We start from the raw sequence: 18,581 nt of genomic DNA, 5'->3' as shown, positions 1-18,581 counted from the left end.
CGCCAGGACACGTACCGCCCCGGCGTGGCACGTACGACCCCGGCGAGGGATGGGGTCGTCCGTGCCGTTAGTCGCGCGGAGTCAGCGGGATCAGGTCGACCTCGGCAGATTCGACTTGACCTCGAATGTGGCATTGGTAGTGGTGTTGACCCTGGTGATGTAACGCGTAGCGCAGTAAACGCGTTGCCTCACAGGGATCGCGCGACAGCAGGCAGCACCTACCCGCACGGACCGTCAACACCGGCCCACCCCCATTGGATGGATTTGTACCAACGTTTGGATAATGCGCGGATCCCAGCGTCAGGTCAAGTGGTTGTTCCAAGTCAGACCGAGATCGTCTAGATTTGTTGGCACAAAAGGGTGGATTGAGGGAAAATGGCACGATCGTCGCTCTACCAGCAGGTGGCCTCCGAACTCCGGCGGGCGATCTACTCGGGCGAATTCGGGCCCGGCGATCAGATCCCCACCGAGACCGAGCTGATGGACGGCCATCAGGTCAGCCGCAACACCGTGCGGCTGGCCCTGGGCGAGCTCGAGAACGAGGGGCTCATCCTCCGGATGCGCCGGCGCGGCACCTTCGTCCGGGAACGCCGTCCGCTGCTCATGCGCCCGCAGGACGAGCTGTTGCCGCGTGGTGACAGCCGCCCCCGTTTCGACTCGTTCGTGTACGCGGTCACCTCCGAGGGCCGCCAGGCCGACCAGAACATCGAGGTTCAGATCGTCCAGCCGCCGGAGGACATCGCGACCCGGCTGGAGCTCGTCGAGGACCGGGCGCTGGCCGTCGTGCGGCGGCGGTTGCGGTTCGTGGACGGGCAGCCGTACAACACCAACGACTCCTACTTCCCGCTGAAGCTGGTGAGCGACTCCGAGATCGTCCGTCCGGGCGACATCAAGCGGGGCGCGAACCGGGTGCTGGAAGAGCTCGGGCATCCGCAGGTCCGTGTTATCGATGATATTTCGGCACGGATGCCGACTCCCGATGAATCCGCCCGGCTGCAACTGGAGCCTGGAACCCCGGTTGTGGTCTACGTCCGAGTCGGATACGACGAGGAGGACGTCCCCGTCCGCGTCGCCGTGTCCGTGTTGCCCGCCGACAAACACCTGATCAGGTACGAGCTGGAACGTCATTGACCGAACACGGGCCGTCCTGATCGGGCGGCCCAACGCGAGGTACCGCCGCGAGCGACTCCCTGGCCGCGCTCGGGGCAGTGGTGACGTCTGCCAGAAACGGCGCCATCGCCGATATCACGCCCGCCTTCTCGCACGCGGGCGCTCTTTCCGGTCGGCCTTAACGACCTTGTGAACCCCCTCTCGCCGCCACTCGGCTGGAAGCCGTGCGGCGTCAAACCGTGACTCTAAGTAATCACATCGACACCCGTAGCAACGAAAGGACCTGTCATGCGCTCTGACACCCTCAATCTCTCTGCAGAACTCACGCTCCGCAGGGCTACCCACGCCGACCTTTCGGGCGTGCTTTCCCTGCTGGCCCGCGCCGCCGGCTGGCTCAACGCGCTCGGGGTGCGGCAGTGGCCGATCGGCGGCTTCCCGGCCGAGCGGATCGAGCCCCTCATCAGCGCCGGGAACTTCTACGTGCTCGACGCGGAAGACGGGACCGCGGGCGTGATGGCGCTGGACGACCACGCCGACGCCGAGTTCTGGACCCCCGGCGACCGGCCCGAGGCCGCGCTGTACGTGCACAAGCTGGCCGTGAACCGGGACTACTCCGGGCTCGGCGTGGGCGAGGCGTTACTGGACTGGGCGGGCCTGCGCGCCCTGGCCGCGGGCTGCCGCTTCGTCCGGCTGGACTGCTCCAAGGACAACAACCGCCTGCAGCGCTACTACCTGGGCCAGCGCTTCCGCCATGTCCGCACGGTCGACCTGCCGCACCGGGCCTCCGGCGCGCTGTTCGAACGCCCGGCGGGTGTCCGGGGTGGCTTCATGCCGGCCCATGTGCACGATCTGACCACTTATGTCCCCAAGCAAAAGGCTCTGCTATCACACTGACTCGGTGCTGAACAGGGCGGATGCCGTACGGCCCCGCAAACGGACCCGATAATGTTCGGTCCATGACCGGATCGCTGCTTGAAGTGATCGCGCTGGACGTGCGCGATGCCGTGGCCGCCGAGGAGGGCGGCGCGGACCGCTTGGAGATCGTGGCGGAGATGTCCGCCGACGGGCTCACGCCGGCTCCGGAAACGGTCGCCGCGATCTCCAAGGAGTGCACGCTCCCGCAGATGGTGATGTTGCGGTCCAACGCGGGGTTCACGGTCAGCCCCGAGGAGCTCGACCGGCTGCGCCGCTCGGCCAGGGAGTTGTCCGAGGCGGGGGCCGCCGGGTTCGTCTTCGGCTTCCTCGACGCGGAGGGCGCCGTGGACCGCGGCGCCACCGAGGCGCTGATCCACGCGGTCGCGCCGCTGCCGTGGACCTTCCATCGCGCGGTGGACTGCGCCGCCGACGTGCAGGCGGGCTGGCGGGCGGTCCGGCTGCTGCCCAACCTGGCCACCGTGCTGTCGGCGGGTTCGCCGAAGGGCGTGGCGAGCGGGCTGCCGATCCTGCGCACCCGGGCCGAGGCCGGGGACGGCGCGTTGATCATGGCAGGGGGCGGCCTGCGGCGGGAGCACGTGCCGGTGCTGCACGACTACGGGATAAAGGCGTTCCATGTGGGGGGAGCGGTGCGGGAGTCGTGGGAGTCGCCGGTGGAGCGGGCCCGGGTGGCCGAATGGCGGCGGCTACTCGATTCCTAGGCAGTGGCGGGCGCGGGTGAGCGCCGCGGTCATGGTCTTCACGGTGGCGGGTTCGTCCATGACGCCGCCCTCCTGGCGCTGTTCGTGCCAGGCGCGGACGCGTGACTGGTACTCGTCGTAGTGGCGCAGGTGGAAGGCGTAGGTGGTGGCGTAGCGGCTGACCAGGTGGGAGGGGTGCATGTCCCAGCCCTGGTAGAAGCCGTTGCCGAGCGAGTGCCGTACCAGCTGGGAGTGGCGTCGCCACAGGGCCAGCACGTCGTCGTGGGAGTCCGAGGCGGGCGAGGCGGCCAGCGAGCCGTCGGAGAGTTCGATCCCTTCCGGGAGCAGTGTCGTCTGCATCACGTTCCTGGCATGATCGCAGGCCGGATGGTCCAGCCGTTGTTCGTGGGGCGGCAGCCCGCAGGCGGCGGTGTAGTCGAAAACCCCGAAATGCGCGGCCCGCAGCCGTCCGCCCGACGCGCGCGTGGCCTCGGAAAGGAACAACACCGTCTGTGGTGCTTCCACTTGCATCTCAAAGCCCAGCGTCTGGTACGGCAGACCAAGCCCATCCTCCAATTCCTCCAGATATGTCGCGAATTGTCCGAGATAAGCTGACATAAGCACTTTTGGGAAGGTGACGGTGAAGCCGGACGGGAGTTGTCCGATATTTCGGATTACGCCGGTGAGGAAGCCGTCCAAAGTGCGGATCGCACGGGCGGGATCGCCGTCGGCGAAGGATTTCACCCGCAGGCCCCACCTGCGGGGGAGGGAATCCGCCGCGTGCATGGCGGCGATGGCGGTGGCCGCACGCTCGGTGTCGGCGTCCTCGTCGGGACGGACCCCGTAACCGTCCTCGAAGTCCACGCGCAGGTCCTCGATCGGCTCGGTGGCCAGTTTGGCCGCCACTCTCGGGAGGCCGTCGTGGTCGAACACGGCGGCGAAGGCCTCAGGATGGCGGTCCAGGAGCTCTGTCGCGGCCCGGCCCCAGTCGGTGGGGGTCGTCGAGGTCAGCCGGTCGGCGGGAACGTAGACGGTGTGCACGGGCTGCCAGGGGAGGTTCGCCGCCGGATAGCGGGCTTGCTGTTCCCCGTGGGTCTCGGCGAATCCCGCGATCTCCACCGGGCCCAAGGTGGTTTCCATCCGGAGATCCTGGCAGATCGGGGGTCAACGCGGAAACGTCAGCACCTCGGCCAGGTGGGTGCGATCGTTGACGCCGACCTTGGCGTACAGGCGGTGCAGGTGGTTGCCGACCGTGCGGTGCGAGACGCCCAGCCAGTCGGCGATCTCTCGGTTGGTGAGGCCCCAGGAGGCGAGCTGGCCCACCTGCTGCTCCCGGTCGGTCATGGCGGTGTCGGCGGGGGAGAGGCGGTGGATCTGGTGCCGGGCGCGGAGCGGGCCCACCCATTCGCGGACCACGGCCTGGTACATCGGGTGCGCGAGCCGTACCAGCAGGGACTGGCCGCGCGGGCAGGAGGTGATCAGGCCGCGGCGTTCGACCCGGTGCACCGCGTCGGGGCGGCCACAGGCCAGCAGCAGGGCGGCGTCGACGGACTCGTGCACGGCGATGAGCTCCAGCACGTCGCGCTCGTCCTCGTCCAGGTCGCCGATCTCGGCCCGTACCAGCTCCCGAAGGCACGGACTGAGCGGCAGCCGCCCCCGCGAGCACCAGACCCCGTCCAGCCGGGCCAGCGCCCCGGCGGCCAGGGCGGCGGTGACCAGTTCGCGCAGGAAGCGAAGGTCCCCTGCGGCGGCGCGGCAGAACCGGCGCACGGTCGCGCCCTCGACCCGGGCGCCCAGCGCGGCCGTCAGCAGGCGGGCGGCGTGCTCCTGCCGCAGCGGCGCGAGCTCCAGGCGGGGCAGGCCGAGCGCGCGCAGCGGCGCGGGCAGGCCGGCCTCGCTCCTGGCCACCGCGACGACCCTGGCCTGGTCGCGGGTGACCAGGTGGTGCAGGAGCGCGGCCGAGGCGTCGTCGATCCGGTCCGCGTCGTCGGCGATCAGCAGCAGCCCCGGGCCGAGCCGCTCCGCCGCCCAGGCGAGCAGGTTGGCGTGCGGGGCGTCGGCGGGCAGCAGGTGCGCGAACGCGCCCAGCGCCACGCTGGGGCCGGTGCCGCGCAGCCGCAGGCCGCCCGGCTGGGCGGCCAGGGCGCTCTTGCCGACCCCGTGCGGGCCGGTGAGCAGCACGCCGCCACCCGAGTCCAGCGCGGCGGCGAGGGCGGCGCGCTCCTCGTCGCGGCCCAGGAACGGCCATCTGATCATGAGCCGACCACGAACTTCCAGCTGCCGCAGCCCGGGCTGCTGGAGGTCTTCGGCTTGTCGCAGACGCGCAGCTTCACGAACCGGGGGGACCGGAACTTGGCGATCACGCGCTGGCTGCCCGGGACGCCGACGCGGTCGTCGCCCGGGTCGAAGCCGATCCAGCTGCTCTTGGGGCCCCAGGAGATGTAGAGGTAGGCGGAGGAGCCTTCGCCGTGGCGGTCCTTGAGGGTGCCGTTGAGGGTGTAGAGGGTGCCGTCCTTGGTCATGGTTCCGGCGAAGTCGTCCCGCTTGAGCGGGGCGCCGGAGGTGAGGCGCACCCACGCGGAGTGCACGGTGAAGGAGCGCTGGGCCGAGACGGCGGCCTCGGCCGGGAGGGCGGGGAACGTCAGGGATGCGGCCAGCAGCAGGCCGAGAGTCGTTCGCATGCTCCCAGTGCAGCCGCCCCGGCTTGCCAACCGCTCACCGAACGCTTGTCCCGCGCTTGCGCGCAGGTCAGGCGCACTGCCGCTGGTACGGGTACCCCCGCAGGAACGCGTCCCACTCGGCCACGGTGAGGTCACGCCCGGCCGCCGCGCAGACCCGCCGCCGGGCCGACTCCAGATCGAGGTCCCACCGGTGCACGGACCTGTCACTGGACACGCTCAGCAGCGCGCTGCCGTCGAAGGTCAGGAACCGGGAGGTGTTGTCGTACGGCCCCGGCGTGGTGCCGATCAGCAGCCCGGTGCCGCGCTCGTGCAGGGAGATCCGGCCGTCCGCCTGGCTGCTGGCCACGAACCGGTTGTCGGGCGAGATCGCGATGCTGCGGTACTGCCCCGGCCGGGTGCGCGAGAGCACCCGCTGCGGCGCCCAGGTCCCGGAGTCCCACAGCGACAACTGCCCGTCGTCGGCCCCGAAGGCGACCTGCCCGTCCCGGCCGAACCCGATCGCCGAGACCTCCGCGTCGCTCCTGGCCACCGCGAGCGGAGCCCCCACCTGCCTGCCACCGGCGTCCAGCACGATCACGGTCCCGTTCACGAGGCCTGCCAGCAGCGCGCCGTCGGGCGTGTACGCGAGGACGGACGCCTTGGCCGGAAGCGGAACGGTGGCCAGAGTGGCATTCGTGCCGGCGTCCACGATCTCCAGTACCGGCCGGTCGGCGGTCGTGTCGGTCGGCTTGGTGGTGATCGCCAACCGGGTTCCGTCGCCGGACAGGGCCGCCAGCGGGTTGAAGATCTTACGGGTGAGCCCGCCGATCACCTGTACGTCATCCGTGGTGGCCACCACGATCTTCCCCCCGCCCACCCCGGCCACGACCCCGTCTTCCCCCTTGAAGTCCTCCCCGTCGAAGGAGGCCAGCGGGCGCTCGGCGGAGCCTGGGGTCAGGCCGAGCTCCCACACCTGGCCGTCCCTGGCGTAGACGGCGTTCGGATTCCAGGCCGCGCGAAAGCCGTCGATCCGGCCGTCGACGCCCTCGCCGATCCGTACGGGGGCGCCGAAACCGCGGTCGCCGGTCAGGTCCCAGGTGAGGATGACGCCGTCCAAGGTGACGCTGACCAGGGTCCGGCCGCCTTCGGCGATCTCCGCCCCGGCCACCCGCCCGGCGGCCGGGAAACTGCGCAGCAGCTGCCGGGTGGCCGCGTCCCAGACGTTCACGCGGCCCAGGCCGTCGCCGGAGATCACCTCGGCGTTCTCGGCCGACCAGGACGCCCAGGTGATGTCGGTGCCGTACCGGACCGGGCCCTCCGGGCGGCCCTTCGGCACGTCCCAGATGGTGATCTGGTCGATCGCGGTGGTCAGCAGCGCCGTACCGTCCCGGTTGAGGGCCTGGGTCTCGGCGGAGGCGGTCGGCAGGTCGCCGAGCAGCTTCCCGCGCAGGTCGAGCACGCGGGTCCGGCCCGACACCGTGGTCACGGCCAGGTGGGCGAGGTCGCCGCTGGTGAACAGGCCGCTGTTGGTCTCTGAGTTGGGCAGCACTCGTTCGGATTCCGCATCCCAGACCTCGATGTGCTCTGCCACCACGGCGGCGATCGCGTCGCCCGCCACGAAGACGGCCGTGTCGGGGATCCGGCCGGAGCGGGAGCTCAGGTTGCGGGGGGTGGCCGTGGCGACGTCCCAGATCCTGACCGGAGTGCCCGGGCGGTTCATGGTGATCAGCCGCCGGCCGCCCTGGTCCAGCGAGATCCGGCGGACCACGGTGGGGCCCGCGTCGATGGGCGGGCCGACGGGGTCGAGCGTGGCGATGTCGTACACCAGGACGCGGCCCAGCTCGGAGGAGATCGCGAGCCGGCGGCCGTCGCCGCTGAGCGCGGTCGCGCCGACCAGTTCCGGCAGGGCCGGGGTGCCGCGCAGCAGGCGGGGGTTGGCGAACAGCAGCGCCAGGAGTGTGCGCTGGGCCAGCGGGGTCGGATACATGCGCACCGCCTGGACGGCCAGCAGGCCGCCGCGGGCCGGATCGGGGTCGCTGACGGCCTGCGCGACCAGCCGTTCCGCGTCGGCGATCAGCCGGGCCTCGTCAGAGGCGGTCTTCTGGGTCCAGCCCATGGCGGCGATGATCGCCGCGACCACCAGGGAGACGGCCATCGCCCGCAGCCGCCGGGTGGACCGGCTCCGCGACTCCCGCTCGGCCTCGGCCGCCGAGGCGTCCAGGAACTCCCGCTCCACCGCCGTCAGCAGCTCCGGGTGCCCGGCGGCCCAGTCCAGCGCGCCGGACAGCCGCGCGCCCCGGTAGAGCTCGGCCGGGTCGCGGCCCCGGTCGGCCCAGTCCCTGGCGGCCGGGGACAGGTGGCGGCGCAGCGCGCGGCCGTCGGCGTCGGACTCCAGCCAGTCGCGCAGCCGGGGCCACTCGGTCAGCAGCGCCTCGTGGGCGACCTCCACCGTGTCGTGGTCGGTGATCAGCAGGCGGCGGTCGAGCAGCAGCCCGAGCACCCGGCGCACTTCCGGATCGGCCAGCTCGCCGGTGGCCACCCGCCGCCGGACGAACCGCTCGCCGCCGTCGGCCAGCCGGAGGAAGACCGAGCGGGCGATCCGCCGCTCCGGCTCGGTGAGCGAGGCGTACGCGCGCTCGGCCATGCGCTCGATCGCGCCGCGCACCCCGCCGGAACGCTGGTAGGCCGCCAGGGTGAGGGTGCGGCCCTCGCGGCGCTCCCACAGGTCCAGCAGGGCGGTGGAGAGCAGCGGCAGCGAGCCAGGCTGGTCGTGGACGTCGGCCAGGAGCGCCTCGACCAGGCCGTCCTCGAGCGTGAGGCCGACCTGCCCGGCGGGCGCCTGGATGGCTTCGGCGAGCTCTTCCTTGGTCATCGGGCCGACCAGCACCTGGGCGTCCACGACCAGCCGGGCCAGCTCGCGATGTTCGGCGCAGCCGCCGTAGTAGTCGGCGCGCAGGGTGAGCACCACCTTGTGCGGGCAGCCGGCCAGCGTGTCCAGGAACACCCGCCGCCGCTCGGCCGTCAAGGTGGTGAAAACCTCCTCGAACTGGTCCACGAAGATCACCGCAGGTTCGTCCGGCAGCGCCGCGGCCAGGTCCGGGGTGGTCGCGGGGGTCAGCACGACCTGCCGCCAGCGCCGCGACCCCGGCAGCGCCTCCCCGGCCAGCCGCGGCAGCAGCCCCGCCCGCACGGCCGACGACTTCCCGCTCCCGGACGCGCCGACCACCGCCACCAGGGGCGCCCGGGACAGGTGCGCGACCATCTTGGCCACCAGCTTCGCCCGGCCGTGGAAGTAGGGCGCGTCGTCCCGCTCGAACCGGGCCAGCCCCTTGTAGGGGCAGGTGTCCCCCTGCACCAGCCGGGAGTCGTGGGCGAGCACATCTCGCTGGATCCCCGCCAGCTCGGGCCCTGGCTCGAAACCCTCCTCCAGGAGCGCCTCCCGCGCGCGCTGGAAGGCCTGCGCCGCCTCGGCCACCCGCCCGGACCTGTAAAGCGCCCGCATCAGCTGGCCCCACAACTTCTCCCTGGTCGGATGCCGCAGCAGCAGCTCCTCCAGGTCCGCGACCAGCTCCGCGCCCTGCCCGGCGGCCAGCCGCGCCTCGTTGCGCCGCTCCACCGCCTCCCCGTGCAGCGCCGCCAATCGTTTGCGCTCCGCCTCCAGAAAGCCGAAATCCGCGTACGGCTCGCCGCGCCACAACGCCAGCGCCTCCGCCAGCAGCGGATCCGGATCCTCCGCGGTCCGGGACGTCGTCACCAGCGAGGCGAACCTGACGGCGTCCACGTCGGCGCGCACCGTGTACCCGTGCGGCACGGTGAGCACCGCCTCGCTGGGCAGCGCCCGCCGCAGCCGGGACACCGAGGACTGCAGGTTGCCCTTGGACGCGAAGTCCAGCCGCCGCAGGATCGTCTCGGTCCTGACCGGCCGACCCGCCTCCGCCGCCAGCAGCGCCAGCACCTCGCGCGGCCGCCCGTCCAACGGCACCGGAGTTCCGTCGAACAGGACCTCGAACGGGCCCAGCACGCGGATCTCCAGCACGCTCACCTGCGGTCGGCACCACCGAACGCGTCCAGCATGGCCGCCCGCCCGACCAGCTTCACCTTCTCGCCCCGGTCCAGCGTTCTGGCCAGCTTCTCCTCCGCCGCCTCGATGGCCAGCCAGTCCTGGTACGTCACGGGGGTGACACCCCGGGCGGCCAGCAGATCATCCAGCGTCGGCCGCGCCGGTTCCGGGACGACCTCGGCCAGCAGGGTGCGGACGGTCTCCGCGGCGTCGGACTTGTTGGTGCCGATCACGCCGGTCGGGCCGCGCTTGAGCCAGCCCGCCACATACTCGCGGTCGCGGACCCGGCCCGCCTCGTTGGGGACGGTCATGCTCCGCTCGGAGAACGGCACGCCGGGCAGCGGCACGCTGCGGTACCCGACCGAGCGCAGCACCATGTCGGCCGGGATCGTCTCGAACTCGCCGGTGCCGACCACGCGGCCGTCCTCCAGGCGGGTGCGCTCCAGGCGGATGCCCTCCACCCGGGAGACGCCGAGGATCTCCACCGGGCGCAGCCAGAACCGGACCTCCAGGCGGCGCGGCCGGTCCTGCGGGGGGCGGGTGGACCAGGCCTGCAGCACGTCGACGTTGCCGCGGACCTGGCGGGACAGGTCGGTCAGGTCCTCGACCGCCACCTCGTCCGGAAATGTCAGGATGTCGGCGTTCAGCAGCTCGCCGAGTTCCCGCAGCTCCTTGAGGGTGAACTTGGCGTGCGCCGCGCCCCGGCGGCCGATCATGTGGATGCGCTTGACCCGGGACTCGGCCAGCGCGGTCAGCACCTGCTCGGGAATGTCGGTGGCGCGCAGCTCGTCGGCGGTCTTGGCCAGGATCCGCACCACGTCCACGGCCACGTTGCCGACCCCGACGACGGCCACCTCCGCCACGTCCAGGGTGAAGTCCGGGGCGTCCGGATGCCCGCAGTACCAGTTCACGAAGTCGGTGGCGGCCACGCTGCCGGGCAGGTCCTCACCCGGGATGCCCAGCTGGCGGTCGACCATCGCGCCAGTGCAGTAGACGACCGCGTCATAGCAGGCCAGCAGGTCCTCAACATGGAGGTCGGCGCCCAGCTCGACCCCGCCGAGGAAGCGCACGCCGGGCGTCTCCAGGACGCGCCGCAAGTAGTGCGCGATCGACTTGATCGAGGTGTGGTCCGGGGCCACGCCATACCGCACCAGCCCATACGGGGTCGGCAGGCGTTCCAGCACGTCGACTTCGACCGGCCCTGCGGACTGTTTCGTCAAAGCCTCCGCGGTGTAGATCCCGGCGGGTCCAGAGCCCACGATCGCCACACGCAACGTCACTAGAGCCTCCAAGACGCGGATACTTGCGATTCTTCACCCATCCAAGCGTGCACGGCCAGTGGCGTCTCGCGACGACGCGACAGATCATGCCCACGCGAGCAATTTGTCGATCTTTTCCGGCGTAATCGTCGCGCCTTGTGAGCGTTCCGCTCCGACCGGCGCAGGGTCAGGGCGTTTCGCGGCGGCGCGGCGGTTCGTGCCTGTGCGAGCAGTTTGTCGATCTTTTCCGGCGAAATCAGCGGGAACTCGCGAGTGTTCCGCCACGGAGGGAATTGGGGGCTTGCGTGGGGGTATCGCCCGCGATCACAGTTGTCTCCCGTGAGCTCAGGGGCGAAGAGGCGGCGGCAACCCTCCAGAAACCCACGCGGCGGCCCGGCCGAAGGCCCCGGCGAGGCGGTGCGATATGAGGCCTTCGGTCGCGTGCTGGCCGCGCTGGCCGCCGAGGCCGACGCCATCGAGTCCTGCCGCGACCTCAGTTGGTGGCTCGGCGCCGACCACGCCTGGAACATCGAATGGCGCGACGGCCCCTACGCCCACGAACTCGCCGCCCTGCTCCTGGACCGCCTCACCGACTCCGGCCTGGACGACCTCGCCCACCACCCCGGCAATAGCACCCTCCACGTCCTCGGCACCCCCTTCGTCCTGCACGCCGTGGACCCCCTCGGCCTGGACCGCATGCGCACCCGCCCCGGCCTCTGGCGCCTCTCCCAGGCCCTCGACCCGCTACACCACACCTCCGCCCGCCGCCCTTGGGAGGAACTCCTCGGCGGCTGACCTACTTTTTGGCCAGTTTGCGGTGTGTTGGAATGCCATCGACCCATTCATTGTTGACACGGGTGATATGCCCGTTTTCGCTAGGCGGCGGGAGCGGTCCGCTTCCTCGCTGGCGTTCCTCAACGGCGAGGACGGGCGCAGCCCGAGTTCACCGACATCGGGGGCGGAGTTCCACGATGACGGGGACGGGCGCAGCCCGAGCTCGGCGATGACGGGGACGGGCGGAGCCCGAGCTCGGCGATGACGGGGACGGGCGGAGCCCGAGGGGAAACAACGGGCTGGGTGGGTGGGAGAACCACCAGCGACAGACTTTAGAGTGTGTCGCTATCTGTAGTTAAGTGGTGACTGAATATCATTGACCTGCCACGTGAGCATTTGATCGGGGGATCGAGTGGCCTGGGCTTTTGGTAAGGCGAAACGGGACGGCAGAGCCGGCGAGATCGGCCCTGACCAGGAGTATGTCGCGCTCGACCGGCGGGAACGGCGGATCCAGTGGTACATGCTGTCCGCGCTGATCCTGGGCGTCGTGCTGGGCGGCCTCGGCGGAAGCCTCGCCGACCAGATGCCCGACTGGCTGCTGTCGATCTACGACCCCTTCATCTTCATGGTGCTGATCGTGATCGTCGGCTGCCAGGCCGTCAGCTTCGGCTGGTCGCTGGTGAACGGCGCGCTGGCCGCGTTCGGCAGCCTGGTCGGCCAGCTGATCGCCAGCGTGGCCGCGCACGGCATCGCGCCGTTCGAAGGGCTCGCCAGCGGGTCCGGCGGGCTGAACATCCTCCTGCTCGCCCTGGTGGCGCTCGGCCCGCTGTCGTACGTGGCCACCCGCGAGGACCGCTGGGGAATCGCCGCCACCGGCCTGGCCGCCGGGGTGATCCTCGGCGAGGCCGCGGACGAGCTCGTGCAGCTCGCGAACGGCCAGCCGTACCAGGGCTGGCAGGCGGCGGTGGCCACGTCGGTGCTGCTGGCGGGCGTGATCCTGCTCGTCTTCCGCCATCAGGCCCTCAGCCGGCTGTGGGCGCTCGTGGTCGCGCTCACCTACTCCGGCTCGTACGGCGCGCTCGTCTTCGCGCTCTGACCTCCAGGAGTCGATAGCCTGTACGTCACCGAAAACAGCCACGAGCCGAGGAGTAGCCGTGCTACTGCGTATGTCGACCCTGTTCCTGCGCACCCTGCGTGAGGATCCGGCGGACGCGGAAGTGCCGAGCCACAAGCTGCTCGTGCGCGCCGGATACGTCCGCAGGGTGGCCCCCGGCATCTACTCGTGGCTGCCACTCGGCAAGATCGTCCTGGAGAACGTGGCCAGGATCGTGCGCGAGGAGATGAACCGCATGGGCGCCCAGGAGGTGCTCTTCCCCGCGCTGCTGCCCCGCGAGTACTACGAGGCCACCGGCCGCTGGACCGAGTATGGAGACACCCTGTTCCGCCTCAAGGACCGCAAGGGCGCCGACTACCTGCTCGGCCCCACCCACGAGGAGCTGTTCACCGACATGGTCAAGGGGGAATATTCCTCCTACAAGGACTATCCGGTGACGCTCTACCAGATTCAGAACAAATACCGCGATGAGGCCCGTCCCCGGGCGGGCATCCTGCGCGGCCGCGAGTTCCTGATGAAGGACTCCTACTCCTTCGACCTGGACGACGACGGCCTCAAGCGCTCCTACGAGCAGCACCGCGAGGCCTACATCAGGACGTTCGAGCGCCTGGGCATCGAGGTCAAGATCTGCTTCGCCACCTCGGGCGCGATGGGCGGCTCGGCCTCCGAGGAGTTCCTGGCCCCCAGCCCCACCGGCGAGGACACCTTCGTGGCCTGCCACAACTGCGGCTACGCGGCCAACGCCGAAGCGGTCACCACCCCCGCGCCCGCCGCCCGCACCGGTGAGCGGGAGCCGCTGAAGGTGCTGGACACGCCGAACACCCCCACCATCGAGACCCTGGTCAACCACCTCAACGACGCGCACGGCCTCGGTATCACCGCCGCCGACACGCTCAAGAACGTGGTCGTCAAGGTGGTCACGCCCGGCGCCAAGGAGCCGGAGACCCTGATCATCGGGGTGCCCGGCGACCGCGAGGTGGACTTCAAGCGGCTGGAGGCGTCGCTCGCGCCCGGCGAGCCCGCCATCTTCGAGGCCGGCGACTTCGCCAAACACCCCGGCCTGGTCCGCGGCTACATCGGCCCCCAGGTGCTCAAGGAGCTCGGCATCCGCTACCTGGTCGACCCCCGCGTGGTCGACGGCACCGAGTGGGTGACCGGCGCCAACGAGCCGGGCAAGCACGCGGTGCACGTGGTCGCCGGGCGGGACTTCACCGCCGACGGCACGATCGAGGCCGCCGAGATCAGGGCCGGGGACTCCTGCCCGGTCTGCGGCTCCGGCCTGTCCATCGACCGCGGCATCGAGATCGGCCACATCTTCCAGCTCGGCCGCAAGTATGCCGACGCCGCCCAGCTGGACGCCCTCGGCCCCGACGGCAAGCCGATCCGGATCACCATGGGCTCCTACGGCATCGGCGTCTCCCGCGCGGTGGCCGTGCTCGCCGAGCAGCGCCACGACGCGCTCGGCCTGTCCTGGCCGCGCGAGGTGGCCCCCGCCGACGTGCACATCGTGGCCACCGGCAAGGAGAACCAGATCGAGGTGGCCGCCCGGCTCGCCGAGGACCTGGAGGCGCGCGGCCTGCGGGTGCTGCTCGACGACCGTGCCGGAGTGTCGCCCGGGGTCAAGTTCAAGGACTCGGAGCTGCTGGGCCTGCCCACGGTGCTGATCGTCGGCCGCGGCCTCGCCCAGGGCGTCGTGGAACTGCGCGACCGCGCCTCGGGCAGCAAGGACGAGATCCCGCTCGACGAGGCCGTCAGCCGCGTGCTGGCCGCTACTGATTAGAAGTCGTGATCCGGACAGCCACGGTGGTGAGTCGTCCGACCGACGGCTGTGCGGCTGTCTACTGGCTGATCGTGATGGGCGGCACGGGGGTCGGGTCGGTCACGCCGGGCGTGGCGCCCACCTGACCCTCGCCGGGCATGCCGGGGAACGCCGGGATCGCGGGGCGCCAGCCGTACCCGCGGACCGCGCATTCCTGCATGGCCAGGGCGGCGAGCCGGCGCAGCGCCGGGTCGGGGTCGGCGGACAGCTCCAGGTAGGCGGCCAGCACCCCGTCCTCGACCTGGGCGGCCAGCCGGACCGCCTGCGCGGGCGTGCTCACCTCGAAGGGCAGCTGGTAGGTGGGGCCGGGTTCGGCGGGCTTCTCGCGGCGCTGGGCGATCAGGGCGCGCAGCTGGTCGCGCCTGGCCCGATGGGCGTCGAACGCGGCGTTGGCGCGGGCGCGCAGGCCGCCGGAGGTCCTGGCGCCGACCACGCCGTAGGCGTACACCGCGGCGTGCTCGGCGGCGAGCGCCCGGGCCAGGGCCGGGCTCATCGGAGCCGTCCGAGGGCGGCGGCGTGCAGCGCCTCGCAGGCGCCGATGCTGCACAGCAGCTGGGACAGGACCGGCGAGGCGTCGGTCAGCTGCCGCGACCTGGCCGCGGCGGCCTTACGCTCGGCGTCCCGCAGGAAGGCCACCGAGATGTCCGGGGCGGTGCTGGCGACCGGCGCGGGCGATCCCGGCGGCGCGGACGGCGCGTCCTCGGGCAGGTGGCGGCGGAGCGCGACCAGATGGGCCAGATGCCGCTGCTGGAAGGGCCGCAGAGTGGCGGCGAGATCGGCGTCGGAGAGGGTCGCCTGCTGGTAGAGCGAGACCATCTGCTCCTTGGCCGCGATCACCCCCGTGAGCAGCACCGTTTGCGGGTCGAGCGGTTCCGGCACGGCCGTTTCCGTGCCGGGCGAGGCCGCGCAGCCCGCGAGCGCCAGCCCGGCCGAGGCTCCCAGCAGAGCCCGCCGGGAAATCACCGTGGAAATCAGCGGGGAAATCGCTGAAGAAATCCCCGTAGCCAGGTCCCCGTCGCTCCTTGCCGTCACGAAGTCTCATCGTACGGCTCAGCGGGCAGTGCTGCTCTTTCCGTGCCCTTGTGTCGATAGGCTGTGGGCACGTTGGGCGAGGTACGCCCGTGAATGGGAGGTCGGCATGGGCAGCGACGCTCGACGCGACCGCCTTGTGGAGCTCCTGCGCCCGGTGGTGGCCGCCGAGGGGCTCGATCTGGAGGACGTGACGATCACCCCGGCGGGCAAGCGCCGGCTCGTCCGCGTGGTGGTGGACCGGGACGGGGGCATCAGCCTGGACGACGTCTCCGAGGTGAGCCGCTCGGTGTCGGAGGAGCTGGACACGACGGACCTGCTCGGCGGCAGTCCGTATGTGCTGGAGGTCACCTCGCCAGGCGTGGACCGCCCGCTCACCCAACCCCGCCACTGGCGGCGCGCGCGGGGCCGGCTGGTCAAGGCCGAGCTGCGGGACGGGGCCGCGGCCGAGGGCCGGATCCTGCTGGTGGACGACGCCGGCGTGGAGATCGAGGGCGCCGGGCGGTTCGGGTATGGGGACCTGGTCAAGGGCAAGGTCCAGGTGGAATTCCGTCGATTGGACGACGAGGATGACACCGACATAGAAGACATCGAAGACGAATACGAAGACATCGACGACGAGGACGACCTCGGAGCCGCCGATGGCATCGCACACCGCGATGAGGGCTAAGGGGGAGCCTTGTGGACATTGACATGAGCGTCCTGCGCAGCCTGGAGCGGGAGAAGGACATCTCGTTCGACCTCGTCGTGAAAGCGATCGAGGACGCGCTGCTGATCGCCTACTTCCGAACCGAGGGCGCCGCGCAGAAGGCCCGCGCCGAGCTGGACCGGGTCTCAGGGCACGTCTCCATCCTCGCGGCCGAGCTGGACGAGGAGGGCACGGTCGTCCGGGAATACGACGACACTCCGGGCAACTTCAGCCGCATCGCCGCGACCACCGCCAAGCAGGTCATCCTGCAGCAGCTGCGGGACGCCGAGGACGAGATCAACTTCGGCGAGTTCGCCAGCCGCGAGGGCGAGCTGGTGGCCGGGATCATCCAGCAGGGCAAGGATCCCCGGGTGGTGCTGGTGGACCTGGGCAAGATCGAGGCCATCCTGCCGCACAACGAGCAGGTGCCCGGCGAGGAATACGTGCACGGCGAGCGCATCCGCTGCTTCGTGGTGCAGGTGAAGAAGGGCAACAAGGGGCCTTCCGTCACGCTCAGCCGTACTCACCCGAACCTGGTGAAGAAGCTGTTCGCGCTGGAGGTTCCGGAGATCGCCGACGGTTCGGTGGAGATCGCCGCGATCGCCCGGGAGGCCGGGCACCGCACGAAGATCGCGGTGCGCTCCCGGAAGAGCGGGGTCAACGCGAAGGGCGCCTGCATCGGGCCGATGGGCTCGCGGGTGCGCAACGTGATGACCGAGCTGCACGGCGAGAAGATCGACATCATCGACTGGTCCGACGACCCGGCCGAATTCGTCGGGAATGCGCTTTCACCCGCGCGCGTTTCCCGGGTTGAGGTCGTGGACGCCGACGGCCGGGTGGCGCGGGTCACCGTGCCGGACTATCAGCTCTCGCTGGCGATCGGTAAGGAAGGCCAGAACGCCCGGCTGGCCGCGCGGCTGACCGGGTGGCGCATCGACATCAGGCCGGACACTCAAGAGGCACCGGCCGATCCCGCAGATGCGTCGGCAAGGTAAGCTGGAATATGGTGGCCAGGCTGTCCCACTGAGAACGTGTGTGGGCTGCCGGGTTCGCACGGCCAAGTCCGAGCTACTCCGACTGGTAGTGGTCGAGGGTGTTATTACCCCTGACCAGCAAGGACGGCTTCCGGGCCGAGGTGCGTCACTGCACCCGGACGTGAGTTGTCTGGAGCTCGCAGAACGTCGCCGGGCGTTCACTCGCGCTTTTCGCGCGGAGGGGACGCTCGATGTCACGCGTCTGCGGGATCACCTGGTGGAACGGGCTTGACGCGAGAAAGCGGCCGGGTGAATGGTTACCAACTGTCATGTAGGACGCCGAGTTGATGGGCGGAGTCAGATTGCTATGAGCGCCTGATGAGCACGCGGCAATGAGTACGTCCAGGTAGCGACGGTCCGGCGGCACAGCCTCCCGGGCCGAGTTAGGGAGTGCAGTGGCGAAGGTCCGGGTATACGAGCTCGCCAAGGAGTTCGGCGTAGAGAGCAAGGTCGTGATGGCCAAGCTCACCGAAATGGGCGAGTTCGTGCGATCGGCTTCTTCAACGATTGAAGCGCCGGTCGTCCGTAAACTGACGGAGGCGTTCGGTAAGGGCGACTCCAGGGGCGGCGGCAGGCCGACCCCACGGCCGCAGCCGAGGCCCCAGCCCCGGCCGGCTGAGAGCCAGGCGACAAGCCAGGTGACAGGCCAGGCAGGCGGCCAGGCCGGAAACGGCGCCACGGCGGCGCCGATTTCCCCGATTCCATCCGCTCCGGCCACCGACGGCGGCATCCGCCCCGGGCCGAAGCCAGGACCGCGGCCGATGCCGCGGCCCGTTCCGATGCCCCATCCGACGCCGCAGCCCGCGCCCCAGGCCGAGGCTCCGCGTCCGGCGCCGGAACAGCCCCGTCCGGAGGTCCGCCCCGAGACGCCTCGCCCCGCGGCGGCGTCCGCCAGGCCTGACTCCAGGTCCGAGTCCGGTCCCCGTCCGGGTGGTCCCGGCGGTCCCGGCGGCGGTCCGAAGCCGGGCCCCCGGCCCACTCCGGCGCCGCGTCCCGCCGTTCCCGGCGTTCCGACCGGTGGCGGCTCAGGTCGTGGCGAGCGTCCTTCCGGTCCGGGTGGCCCCAAGCCGGGTCCGCGTGGCCCGCGTCCGGGCAACAACCCGTTCTCATCCAACGCCAGCGGCATGGGGCAGCGCCCGGCGCGTCCGGGTGGCCCCAGCGACCGTCCCGACCGTCCCGACCGTCCCGACCGCGGCGAGCACCGCGGTGACCGTCCCGACCGCGGGCCGCGTGAGGATCGTGGCCCCCGCGAGGACCGCGGTCCGCGCGAGCCGCGTCGCGACGGCGATCGCGGTCCGCGTCCCGGCGGTCCCCGTCCGGGTCCCGCGGGTGCGGGCGGTCCCCGTCCCGGCCCGGCCGGCGCGGGTGGCCCGCGTCCCGGTCCTGGCGCCGGTGGTCCGCGTCCGCCCGCGGGTGCGGGT

Annotated in this window: 17 protein-coding genes and 1 pseudogene; 10 read left to right on the top strand and 8 right to left on the bottom strand. The window is 71.1% G+C overall.

The window, feature by feature from the left end:
• The first annotated feature begins 375 nt into the window (after nt 1–375).
• The 3 genes from Aple_RS27525 (at nt 376) to Aple_RS27515 (ending at nt 2,744) form a co-directional block, all read left to right on the top strand.
• Nucleotides 376–1,131 (top strand): GntR family transcriptional regulator, encoded by a 756-nt coding sequence (locus Aple_RS27525; RefSeq protein ID WP_155347619.1) that lies wholly within the window; start codon nt 376–378, stop codon nt 1,129–1,131.
• A 267-nt stretch (nt 1,132–1,398) separates the two neighbouring features.
• Complete coding sequence (locus tag Aple_RS27520; protein ID WP_155347618.1) at nt 1,399–2,004, top strand: GNAT family N-acetyltransferase; 606 nt, start codon at nt 1,399–1,401, stop codon at nt 2,002–2,004.
• A 62-nt stretch (nt 2,005–2,066) separates the two neighbouring features.
• Nucleotides 2,067–2,744 (top strand): copper homeostasis protein CutC, encoded by a 678-nt coding sequence (locus Aple_RS27515; protein WP_155347617.1) that lies wholly within the window; start codon nt 2,067–2,069, stop codon nt 2,742–2,744.
• Here the strand turns inward: Aple_RS27515 and Aple_RS27510 are convergent.
• The 5 genes from Aple_RS27510 to Aple_RS27490 form a co-directional block, all read right to left on the bottom strand.
• Nucleotides 2,730–3,863: a DUF6986 family protein gene (locus Aple_RS27510; RefSeq protein ID WP_155347616.1), complete on the bottom strand. Its 1,134-nt coding sequence runs from the start codon at nt 3,861–3,863 to the stop codon at nt 2,730–2,732. The two genes, Aple_RS27515 and Aple_RS27510, sit on opposite strands and share 15 nt — an antisense overlap.
• A 24-nt stretch (nt 3,864–3,887) precedes the next feature.
• Nucleotides 3,888–4,979 (bottom strand): helix-turn-helix transcriptional regulator, encoded by a 1,092-nt coding sequence (locus Aple_RS27505; RefSeq protein ID WP_155347615.1) that lies wholly within the window; start codon nt 4,977–4,979, stop codon nt 3,888–3,890.
• Nucleotides 4,976–5,404 carry a hypothetical protein gene (locus Aple_RS27500; RefSeq protein ID WP_155347614.1) on the bottom strand — a complete coding sequence of 143 codons (429 nt, stop codon included), beginning with the start codon at nt 5,402–5,404 and terminating at the stop codon, nt 4,976–4,978. The genes Aple_RS27505 and Aple_RS27500 overlap by 4 nt, the downstream gene beginning before the upstream one ends.
• A 67-nt stretch (nt 5,405–5,471) precedes the next feature.
• A complete protein-coding gene (locus tag Aple_RS27495; RefSeq protein WP_155347613.1) occupies nt 5,472–9,425 on the bottom strand; it encodes an nSTAND1 domain-containing NTPase in 3,954 nt (1,317 codons plus the stop codon).
• On the bottom strand, nt 9,422–10,723 hold the full coding sequence (locus tag Aple_RS27490; protein WP_155347612.1) for an FAD-dependent oxidoreductase: 1,302 nt from the start codon (nt 10,721–10,723) through the stop codon (nt 9,422–9,424). Before Aple_RS27490 ends, Aple_RS27495 begins: the two co-directional genes overlap by 4 nt.
• Before the next feature lie 318 nt (nt 10,724–11,041).
• Here Aple_RS27490 and Aple_RS27485 point away from each other — a divergent pair, with 318 nt between their 5' ends.
• The 3 genes from Aple_RS27485 to Aple_RS27475 all read left to right on the top strand — a co-directional run bounded on the left by Aple_RS27485 (nt 11,042) and on the right by Aple_RS27475 (nt 14,370).
• A complete protein-coding gene (locus Aple_RS27485; protein WP_246264810.1) occupies nt 11,042–11,497 on the top strand; it encodes a hypothetical protein in 456 nt (151 codons plus the stop codon).
• A 391-nt stretch (nt 11,498–11,888) separates the two neighbouring features.
• Complete coding sequence (locus Aple_RS27480; RefSeq protein WP_155347611.1) at nt 11,889–12,572, top strand: hypothetical protein; 684 nt, start codon at nt 11,889–11,891, stop codon at nt 12,570–12,572.
• Between the two features lie 58 nt (nt 12,573–12,630).
• A complete protein-coding gene (locus Aple_RS27475; protein ID WP_155347610.1) occupies nt 12,631–14,370 on the top strand; it encodes a proline--tRNA ligase in 1,740 nt (579 codons plus the stop codon).
• Between the two features lie 58 nt (nt 14,371–14,428).
• Here Aple_RS27475 and Aple_RS27470 read toward each other — a convergent pair whose 3' ends face one another.
• Entirely contained in the window at nt 14,429–14,902 is a 474-nt protein-coding gene (locus tag Aple_RS27470) for a ferritin-like domain-containing protein (RefSeq protein ID WP_155347609.1), read from the bottom strand.
• Nucleotides 14,899–15,372, bottom strand: coding sequence for a hypothetical protein (locus Aple_RS27465; RefSeq protein ID WP_155347608.1), 474 nt, complete (start codon nt 15,370–15,372; stop codon nt 14,899–14,901). The genes Aple_RS27470 and Aple_RS27465 overlap by 4 nt, the downstream gene beginning before the upstream one ends.
• Nucleotides 15,373–15,547: 175 nt before the next feature.
• On the opposite strand from Aple_RS27465, the gene rimP reads away from it, so the two are divergent.
• From rimP to Aple_RS55665, 4 genes and pseudogenes are all read left to right on the top strand, one after another.
• Nucleotides 15,548–16,108, top strand: coding sequence for a ribosome maturation factor RimP (gene rimP, locus Aple_RS27460; protein ID WP_155347607.1), 561 nt, complete (start codon nt 15,548–15,550; stop codon nt 16,106–16,108).
• An 11-nt stretch (nt 16,109–16,119) separates the two neighbouring features.
• Nucleotides 16,120–17,121, top strand: a complete 1,002-nt coding sequence (gene nusA, locus Aple_RS27455; protein WP_155347606.1) for a transcription termination factor NusA — start codon at nt 16,120–16,122, stop codon at nt 17,119–17,121.
• The gene (locus tag Aple_RS27450) at nt 17,105–17,392 is read left to right on the top strand and encodes a YlxR family protein (protein ID WP_155347605.1); all 288 of its coding nucleotides are present in this window, start codon (nt 17,105–17,107) and stop codon (nt 17,390–17,392) included. Before nusA ends, Aple_RS27450 begins: the two co-directional genes overlap by 17 nt.
• A 163-nt stretch (nt 17,393–17,555) precedes the next feature.
• Nucleotides 17,556–17,696: pseudogene (locus Aple_RS55665) on the top strand (translation initiation factor IF-2 N-terminal domain-containing protein); the annotation flags it as partial.
• A 570-nt stretch (nt 17,697–18,266) separates the two neighbouring features.
• Here the strand turns inward: Aple_RS55665 and Aple_RS54725 are convergent.
• The coding region (locus Aple_RS54725) for a hypothetical protein (RefSeq protein WP_246264827.1) at nt 18,267–18,581 on the bottom strand (315 nt) is incomplete at its 5' end.

It is taken from the genome of Acrocarpospora pleiomorpha (assembly GCF_009687885.1).
Classification (GTDB): Bacteria; Actinomycetota; Actinomycetes; order Streptosporangiales; family Streptosporangiaceae; genus Acrocarpospora; species Acrocarpospora pleiomorpha.
This window is presented reverse-complemented; position numbering and strand designations above follow the sequence as displayed.

Coding starts and splice junctions, on each gene's coding strand:
- Aple_RS27525 (WP_155347619.1), top strand. CDS start 376: ATGGCACGATCGTCGCTCTACCAGCAGGTGGCCTCCGAACTCCGGCGG.
- Aple_RS27520 (WP_155347618.1), top strand. CDS start 1,399: ATGCGCTCTGACACCCTCAATCTCTCTGCAGAACTCACGCTCCGCAGG.
- Aple_RS27515 (WP_155347617.1), top strand. CDS start 2,067: ATGACCGGATCGCTGCTTGAAGTGATCGCGCTGGACGTGCGCGATGCC.
- Aple_RS27510 (WP_155347616.1), bottom strand. CDS start 3,863: ATGGAAACCACCTTGGGCCCGGTGGAGATCGCGGGATTCGCCGAGACC.
- Aple_RS27505 (WP_155347615.1), bottom strand. CDS start 4,979: ATGATCAGATGGCCGTTCCTGGGCCGCGACGAGGAGCGCGCCGCCCTC.
- Aple_RS27500 (WP_155347614.1), bottom strand. CDS start 5,404: ATGCGAACGACTCTCGGCCTGCTGCTGGCCGCATCCCTGACGTTCCCC.
- Aple_RS27470 (WP_155347609.1), bottom strand. CDS start 14,902: ATGAGCCCGGCCCTGGCCCGGGCGCTCGCCGCCGAGCACGCCGCGGTG.
- rimP (WP_155347607.1), top strand. CDS start 15,548: ATGGGCAGCGACGCTCGACGCGACCGCCTTGTGGAGCTCCTGCGCCCG.
- Aple_RS27450 (WP_155347605.1), top strand. CDS start 17,105: ATGCGTCGGCAAGGTAAGCTGGAATATGGTGGCCAGGCTGTCCCACTG.